Origin of the sequence: Kriegella aquimaris (genome assembly GCF_900103215.1) — a bacterium.
GTDB lineage: Bacteria > Bacteroidota > Bacteroidia > Flavobacteriales > Flavobacteriaceae > Kriegella > Kriegella aquimaris.
In genome coordinates, this window is sequence record NZ_FNGV01000022.1 from 42,604 (window position 1) to 50,345 (window position 7,742).

The window sequence follows — 7,742 nt, forward strand, 5'->3', positions numbered from 1 at the left end:
ATTACATTAGCGGAAATAGAATACGGTATTGGGCTGGCCATGGAGAATAACAAACTTCGGGACCAGCCCATTTTCATATAAAACGTGAATTAATCAAAGTAAGATTAGATGAAATTAAAAATAGTATTTCTATTTATTTTTTGGGCTAATGCAATAAGTTATTCTCAAAACAGGGACATAGAAGGGACAGTTAAGGGTTTTGAAGACAATGAACCACTACCTTTTGTTAATATCGGAATTGCAAATAAAACAGTGGGAACGGTTTCCGACAAAAATGGTTTTTTCCATCTTTCCTTAAACAACAACGTAACTCAAAAAGATATCGTTGTTTTCTCTTACGTAGGTTTTCGAAAAGAAATGTACTTAGCCTCAGAACTAAAGAATAAAAACAATAACATTTTACTACACCCACAAAATGTTGAGTTGAACGAGGTGGTAGTTAGTTCTAAAAAAATTAAACTAAAAACAAAAAAAATTGGGCGGACCTCCAAAGGTCTTGGCTTAACCCATATGAATTTCTATTCTTACAATGAAAAAGATGTTGATGACAGATTGAGTAAGGAAGTAGGTATGAAGCTCAAAATAAAAAGGAATTGTCATATTAAAGACCTTAACTTTAAAATAACCTCAAACGATTTTACTTCCCTAAAATTCAGGCTGAATTTTTACAAAATAAAAAACGGACTTCCAACAGAGTTATTACTAAACAAAAACGTTGTTTTTGAAATTAAGAATAATTTCTTAGGATGGTTCAAGGTAAATTTAGAACCTTATAAAATCTATTTGAAGAATGAAACCGAAGAGGTTGCAGTAACTATACAATGGCTTGCGAGTGTTAAAGAAAGTGACAAAAGCAAGTATTTTGCTATAGCAACCGCTGCCTCACCCTTGAATACAGCCTACTACAGAGAAAAAGCGATGGACACTTGGTTAAAAAGCGGACAGAGTTTAAGTTTTTACTTGAATGCTTTATGTGAATAAAAAACAATTTCAAAAATTAGTAAAAAAAATACCCAACCATTTTTAAGTTTTTGCATCTCAGGTAAAGACAGTGAATATATGCTGTCATCGTTAAGATGTAAAAGCTTTATTGAGATTTAAATTCTCGGAGAGCTTGTAGGATTTCACTTGTTATAAACAATTTTTTCTACATTTTTTTGTTATACTTTTGTATTAATTAAAATTGCTTTGTTAGCCCATGCATACTTCGTCAGAAAAAATATCCGCAGTCATCATTACGTTCAACGAGATGGGTTACATACAAAACTGTATCAAATCAGTTGAATTTGCTGATGAAATTATCGTTGTAGATTCTTACAGCACTGATGGTACTTTTGAATTTTTACAAGAACACCCTAAGGTAAAAGTCATTCAAAACCCTTTCGAAAACTTCACTTCACAGAAGTCATTTGCATTAAAGCAAGCCGCCAATGATTGGGTATTGTTCTTAGATGCCGATGAAGTGGTGCCAGATGCCCTTCGCGAAGAAATAAAAACAACGCTCGACAATGGCACAGATATCGCTGCCTATTGGTTTTACAGAAAGTTTATGTTCAAAAATGATTTGTTACGCTTCAGCGGCTGGCAGACAGACAAAAATTATCGACTTTTCAGAAAAAGCAAAGCCAAATTTTCCGACAAAAAAATAGTACATGAAACTTTAGATGTTAATGGCGCCTCCGGCATCATGCAAGAAAAGCTCATTCATTACTGCTATAAAGATTACGATGATTATAGAGCAAAAATGCTCAAATACGGAAGATTAAAGGCAAAAGAAGATTTTTATAAGGAGCGAACTTTCAATTATCTGTTCATGTTGGTAAAGCCTACATGGAAATTCTTCAATCATTACTTTTTAAGATTGGGAATCCTAGATGGCAGAAAAGGAATGGTTATCTGTCACTTGAATGCCCTTAGTGATTTAGAGCGCTATCGCGAACTGAAAAAATTAGAGAAAAAGAACGAATTGGCGTATTATTTACTAATGCCATAGTAGGTCCAGACCGACCGGCTTTTTTTCGTTTCTTTTCGAATAGCCATATTCTTCTCAATAGATGCTGGTGTTTTATATCCTCTTTTATGATCTAAGTGAACACAAACCGCGCTGTACCGTAATTGTTTCGATTTAATACCGAAATTGAACAACCGTTCGCCCAATTCACGATCTTGCCCTCCATATTGCATTCGTTCATCAAAACCGTTTACATTCATTATATCTTTCTTCCAACCAGAAGAATTATGACCGTTCCAACTTGCATTGGTCGGGGTAAACGTGTTAAAGAATTTTGATATGAATCCCCTCGCGGTCAGTTTGTTGTTTTTAAAGGTCTTGGGAATACCCATACTCCTCAACCACTGAATATTAAAACAATTTTGCGCTTCAATATCTGAAAAATCGATAGCTTTTGAAATATTCATGGGCAGCATATAATAACCTCCCGATATAAAATAACCGACTTCCTTATTTATATAATGTACCTCTACAAAGTCTTCCCGAGGAATACAATCACCATCCGTCATGATAATATAGGAAGCATGACAGGCGACTACCGCCTTGTTCAGAATACGGGATTTTTGAAACCCTTCGTCTTCTTGCCAAACATGAACTATCGGATAACAAACTTCTTTGCTAAATTTTTCGATCAGTTCTTTGGTTTTTGGTCCAGATCCATCATCGGCAATGACAACTTCAAAATTTTTGAAAGTTTGACAATTAAACCCCCAAAGCACCTTCTTCAACCACTCTTCGGAATTATAGGTACTTACGATAACAGATATTTTAGGAATCTCCATAGTCGGACAAAAATATAAAAGTCTTATTGTATATCTTTGCTTTCCTCTCAATTTTTATGGGCAACTATGCTGAAAAAGATAATTTACGGACTTCTTAAAAAAATGAAGTTCCTTCCTACTGATTTTTATTTGAAAATATATTACGAATATTATGTCGGAAAAAAATTGGATTTGGAAAATCCCATCGAATTCAATCAAAAAATTCAATGGTTAAAAGCATATTACAGGCCGCCTATTCTAACACAATTAGTAGATAAATATGAGGTACGCAAATATGTTGAAGAAGTTGTCGGGGCAAAATACCTTAATGAACTTATCAAGGTCTACGACCGAAGTAGCGATGTTAATTTTGACGAACTGCCCGAACAATTTGTAATAAAGGCTGTTCATGGATATCATTTTAATTTAATTGTAGAGGATAAATCTAAATTAAATAGAACAAAGGCTAGATTCTTATTTAAAAAATGGATGTCTAAAAACCAATATTCGCGGGGAGGCCAAGAATGGGCCTATAAAAATGTAAAACCCCGTCTGATTGCGGAGAAATACTTGTCGGAAATGGGAAAGGCCGCCATAAATGATTATAAATTTTTCTGTTTTTCAGGAGAGCCCAAATTTATTCAGGTAGATCTTGACAGAACGACGGGCCATGTTCGTAGTTATTATAGTGAAGACTGGAAAAAATTAGACCTAGCTACGATAGGTATCACACCCTTTACTGGAGAACTGGAAAAACCTAAAAACTATGAAGAAATGATAGAGGTCGCCACCAAGTTGGCGGATAATTTTCCTTTTGTTCGTGTTGACCTTTACAATGTTGATGGAGTTATCTTATTCGGGGAAATGACGTTCTATCCTACTGATGGACGCATGGACTTCGTCCCTGATGAGTATAATTACACTATTGGCGACTATATGACTTTGCCCAAGGTACCCGACGGACAAAATTTTATTACCCATGTCTAATTTATTCTTTTAAACAGCCTCCATCCTAAATTATCCGAAAGTCTATAAAACGATAACCTATTCTTTTCAATAATTAAATTCTTTAAAATTGACCGAAGAAATTCAAAGATGTATAGAAGTACTCGAAAAAGGTGGTCTTATTCTCTACCCTACCGACACGGTCTGGGGTCTTGGTTGTGATGCCACCAATAGCGAAGCGGTACAAAAGGTGTATGCCCTAAAACAGCGTGAAGACAGTAAAGCGCTCATCTGCCTGGTTGCAAACGATTTTATGCTCGAGAAACACGTAGAGCAAGTTCCTGAATTGGCATACGATATCATGGATCTTGCCACAAAACCAACAACGATCATTTATGACAAACCGAAAGGTGTAGCTAAAAATCTGATAGCTTCAGATAACAGCCTTGCAATTCGCGTAGCCTCCGATAAATTTTGCCGTTACCTAATCAATAAATTTAAAAAGCCTCTCGTCTCCACCTCCGCCAATAAATCGGGCTCTCCAACACCTCTGACCTTCCACGAAATAGGCGCCGATATTTTAAAAGGAGTAGACTATGTAGTAAGTTTGCACCAAAATGACAAAAACGGACAACCCTCGTCTATCATCAAATTAGGAAATGACGGTGCTGTCAAAGTCATTCGCGAATAAATTAATTGAAATCGTCATCCAAAACCCTGTGCTCAGTATGGGTGTTAAAAGTTGAGAAGGGCAAAGCTCTCGCCACATAATCTGAATAATGCCACAAAAAAATTACAAACAAGCAATTCAAGATCCTATTTTCTCGATTGTTACGGAAGCTTCCGAAAATCTTCAAGTGGAGTGTTATGTCATAGGCGGTTTTGTCCGTGATTTCCTTCTCGGGCGAGGAAACCCTAAAGACATTGATATTGTTGCCGTCGGAAGTGGTATTGAACTGGCCAGAAAAGTAGCATCAAAATTACCGGGCAAGCCTCAGGTTTCAATTTTTAAAAATTTCGGTACGGCCATGATAAAGCACGGTGATCTCGAAATTGAATTTGTAGGGGCACGAAAAGAAAGTTATCACCGCGATAGTAGAAAACCTGTTGTTGAAGACGGTACTTTGGAAGATGACCAAAAACGAAGGGATTTCACTATAAACGCTCTGGCCCTTTCCCTGAATTCTTCAAATTTAGGAGATTTGCTTGACCCTTTTGATGGCATTGGCGATTTAGAACGAAAAATAATCCGTACCCCTTTAGCACCGGATGTAACCTATTCCGATGACCCGTTACGAATGATGCGGGCCATACGATTTGCCACCCAATTGAATTTTACGATACAATTGCAATCCCTTCAGGCGATAACGGAGAATAAAGAGCGCATCAAAATTGTTTCTAAAGAACGTATTGTCGACGAATTACATAAAATCATCGCAAGCAAAAAACCGTCTAAAGGGTTTGCATTGCTTCACAAAACGGAACTACTGCCCATCATTTTACCTGAACTTACGGCACTTGAAGGGATAGAAGAAATTGAAGGCCAACGCCACAAAGATAATTTTTGGCATACCCTAGAAGTTGTAGATAATATTTCGGAAACCACCGACAACCTTTGGTTACGCTGGGCGGCATTGCTGCATGATATCGGTAAAGCCCCGACCAAAAAGTTCCATAAAAAAATCGGCTGGACGTTTCATGGACATGAGTTTGTAGGTTCTAAAATGGTCTATAAATTGTTCAAACGTTTGCGCCTACCACTAAACGACAAAATGAAGTTCGTTCAAAAAATGGTATTGATGAGTTCTCGGCCCATAGTACTTTCAGAAGATTTTGTGACTGATTCGGCAGTTCGCCGTTTGGTTTTTGATGCGGGCGACAACGTAGATGATTTGATGACACTTTGCGAGGCTGACATTACCACAAAAAACCCGAGAAAACAGAAAAAATACACCAATAATTTTAAATTGGTAAGGCAGAAAATTGAAGAAGTCGAAGCACGCGACCATGTCCGTAACTTTCAGCCTCCGGTCAGTGGAGAAGAAATTATGGCAACCTTTAATTTATCCCCTTCAAAAGAAATCGGCATCATCAAAGATGCCATAAAAGAAGCCATTCTTAATGGCGATATCCCTAATGAACCCGATGCGGCTAAAGCGTATATGCTAAAACTTGGAAAGGGAATGGGTTTGTAGCCGACTTAAATATTCTATTGAACTTACACTTACTTCCTTAATTTTCACGACAAAACGTAGGCGACTTTCGTATTAATTGTCAACAAGAAATAGATGGTTGACCTTACCTTTCCCCTTGTTGGCAACATAATGTTTTTGTTGTACTGGTACACTGCTATATTTACATTGCATCAATAGCTCTAAGCGCTTCCCATTGCTAGCAACAATCCTATTTATGGCAATTTACAAAAAGAGTAAATACAGTTTGCAAAGACTAGTCAAAATAGTCATATGTCCGACAACCATAAAAAAATGGTTGTCGCTCGTTTTTTTTGCGTTGCTAATTACCAATCTGGCCGAGGCACAACAAACCACTACATGGGCATCAGCGGGACCTGGCGTATGGGAATCCGTCACCTCCGACGGTCTAGTACGGGTAGAAGGTAGGGTTTCAGGTGGGGCATCCATTCTTGGTTCTGATACCATGGGATGTACAAGTGCCGCCACATACAGTGATCCAGCCATTTTTAGTAGTCCATCTCTCGAAATTTCAGCAAGCTCGACAAGCAACGGAACAATAGAGTTTCACTTTTTTGATGCAACTTCCGGAGATCCCGTGTATATCATAAACCCTATCCTTCATGTCGATAAGGTAGGTACGTTTGCCGTAGTCGCCATCTTTTCGGACGCCGCTACTGGAAACTTCGATATCACCAATGGTACTTGGACGAAACTTAGTTCGAATGGACCAATATTTCAGTCTACGGCCACACGATTCAATATCGATGATAATGCGCTATTGGTCAGCGGCGGCGGAGAATGCGGTAACGGTATAAATACGGGTAGTGGTGGAGGAAGCATGCGCATTGATGGGGTTACCACTTCCATTGATATGGATGTAGATGTAACAGGCGGATTGCTTTCATTGCTTACCGCTTCTGATGAAGTAGAATTTGTATTGTCTGATTTAGTTATTGCAGATCCTTCTCTGGAAGTCATAAAAACTGTTGTTGAAAATTTCACCGATCCCGTTAGTGTTGGAAATACCGTTGACTACACTATTACAATTAAAAACACGGGAAATGTTACCATCGATAATATTCGTCTTACGGATACATTTACCGACGCCGACCTAACTACAATTTCATTAACCTCTGGTCTCTCTTTTAACGGGGCGACCTTGGGTTCTTCAGCTGGAACACTACTTCCTGGAGAAGTGGCCACGTATTTGGCTAGTTTCACCTTAACCTCGTCTGAATTAGAAGCCGGTGGCGTTATAAATCAAGTAGAAATTCTGGGAAATAGTCCATATGGAACTGATGACGTTGATGATGTTTCTGATGATGGGGATGATACGGATGGCAACACAGAAAATGACCCAACGGAAAGCTTTTTTCCTTATGCTGTAGATGATTCGGAAACAGTTTGTGAAAACAGTACTATTGATATTACGGTACTCACGGATGATGATTTCGGAGGAAATGGTCCTTCAACAGGAAATATATTTGTAGTTACCTCACCTACCGCTGGAAATGCAGTGATCAACGACAATACCACCCCCGCCAACCCAGCCGATGATTTTATTACGTATACTTCGAACCTTGGCTATGTAGGATCCGATACTTTTGTATATGGTATTGCAGATGAAAATGGAAATACCTCACATGCAACGGTATCTATAACGGAACAGGCAGCGCCAGACGCGGGAACAGACGATACGCTCACCATATGTGAGGGGACGACCGTAACGGCGACACAACTTTTCAACGCCCTCGGGGGAAGCCCACATCCCGGCGGAAGCTGGGCACCGGCACTCGCAGGGGCGGGAACCTATACCTATACCGTAAGCGC

The 7,742-nt window shown here is 38.7% G+C and carries 7 protein-coding genes; 6 read left to right on the top strand and 1 reads right to left on the bottom strand.

Going from position 1 to position 7,742, the window contains the following annotated elements; all coding sequences use genetic code 11:
* The first annotated feature begins 108 nt into the window (after window positions 1–108).
* Together BLS33_RS23740 and BLS33_RS23745 are read left to right on the top strand one after the other, a co-directional pair.
* Window positions 109–981: a carboxypeptidase-like regulatory domain-containing protein gene (locus BLS33_RS23740; protein ID WP_089895676.1), complete on the top strand. Its 873-nt coding sequence runs from the start codon at window positions 109–111 to the stop codon at window positions 979–981.
* Between the two features lie 217 nt (window positions 982–1,198).
* Window positions 1,199–1,993, top strand: a complete 795-nt coding sequence (locus tag BLS33_RS23745) for a glycosyltransferase family 2 protein (protein ID WP_089895678.1) — start codon at window positions 1,199–1,201, stop codon at window positions 1,991–1,993.
* Here BLS33_RS23745 and BLS33_RS23750 read toward each other — a convergent pair.
* The gene (locus BLS33_RS23750) at window positions 1,975–2,793 is read right to left on the bottom strand and encodes a glycosyltransferase family 2 protein (protein WP_089895679.1); all 819 of its coding nucleotides are present in this window, start codon (window positions 2,791–2,793) and stop codon (window positions 1,975–1,977) included. The genes BLS33_RS23745 and BLS33_RS23750 overlap by 19 nt on opposite strands.
* Before the next feature lie 66 nt (window positions 2,794–2,859).
* Between BLS33_RS23750 and BLS33_RS23755 the strand changes: the two genes are divergently transcribed.
* The 4 genes from BLS33_RS23755 to BLS33_RS23770 form a co-directional block, all read left to right on the top strand.
* On the top strand, window positions 2,860–3,759 hold the full coding sequence (locus BLS33_RS23755; RefSeq protein ID WP_245731645.1) for an ATP-grasp fold amidoligase family protein: 900 nt from the start codon (window positions 2,860–2,862) through the stop codon (window positions 3,757–3,759).
* A gap of 88 nt (window positions 3,760–3,847) precedes the next feature.
* Window positions 3,848–4,408, top strand: coding sequence for an L-threonylcarbamoyladenylate synthase (locus BLS33_RS23760; RefSeq protein WP_089895681.1), 561 nt, complete (start codon window positions 3,848–3,850; stop codon window positions 4,406–4,408).
* Between the two features lie 88 nt (window positions 4,409–4,496).
* Entirely contained in the window at window positions 4,497–5,912 is a 1,416-nt protein-coding gene (locus tag BLS33_RS23765; RefSeq protein ID WP_089895683.1) for a CCA tRNA nucleotidyltransferase, read from the top strand.
* A 244-nt stretch (window positions 5,913–6,156) separates the two neighbouring features.
* The coding region (locus BLS33_RS23770; RefSeq protein WP_176801493.1) for a DUF7507 domain-containing protein at window positions 6,157–7,742 on the top strand (1,586 nt) is incomplete at its 3' end.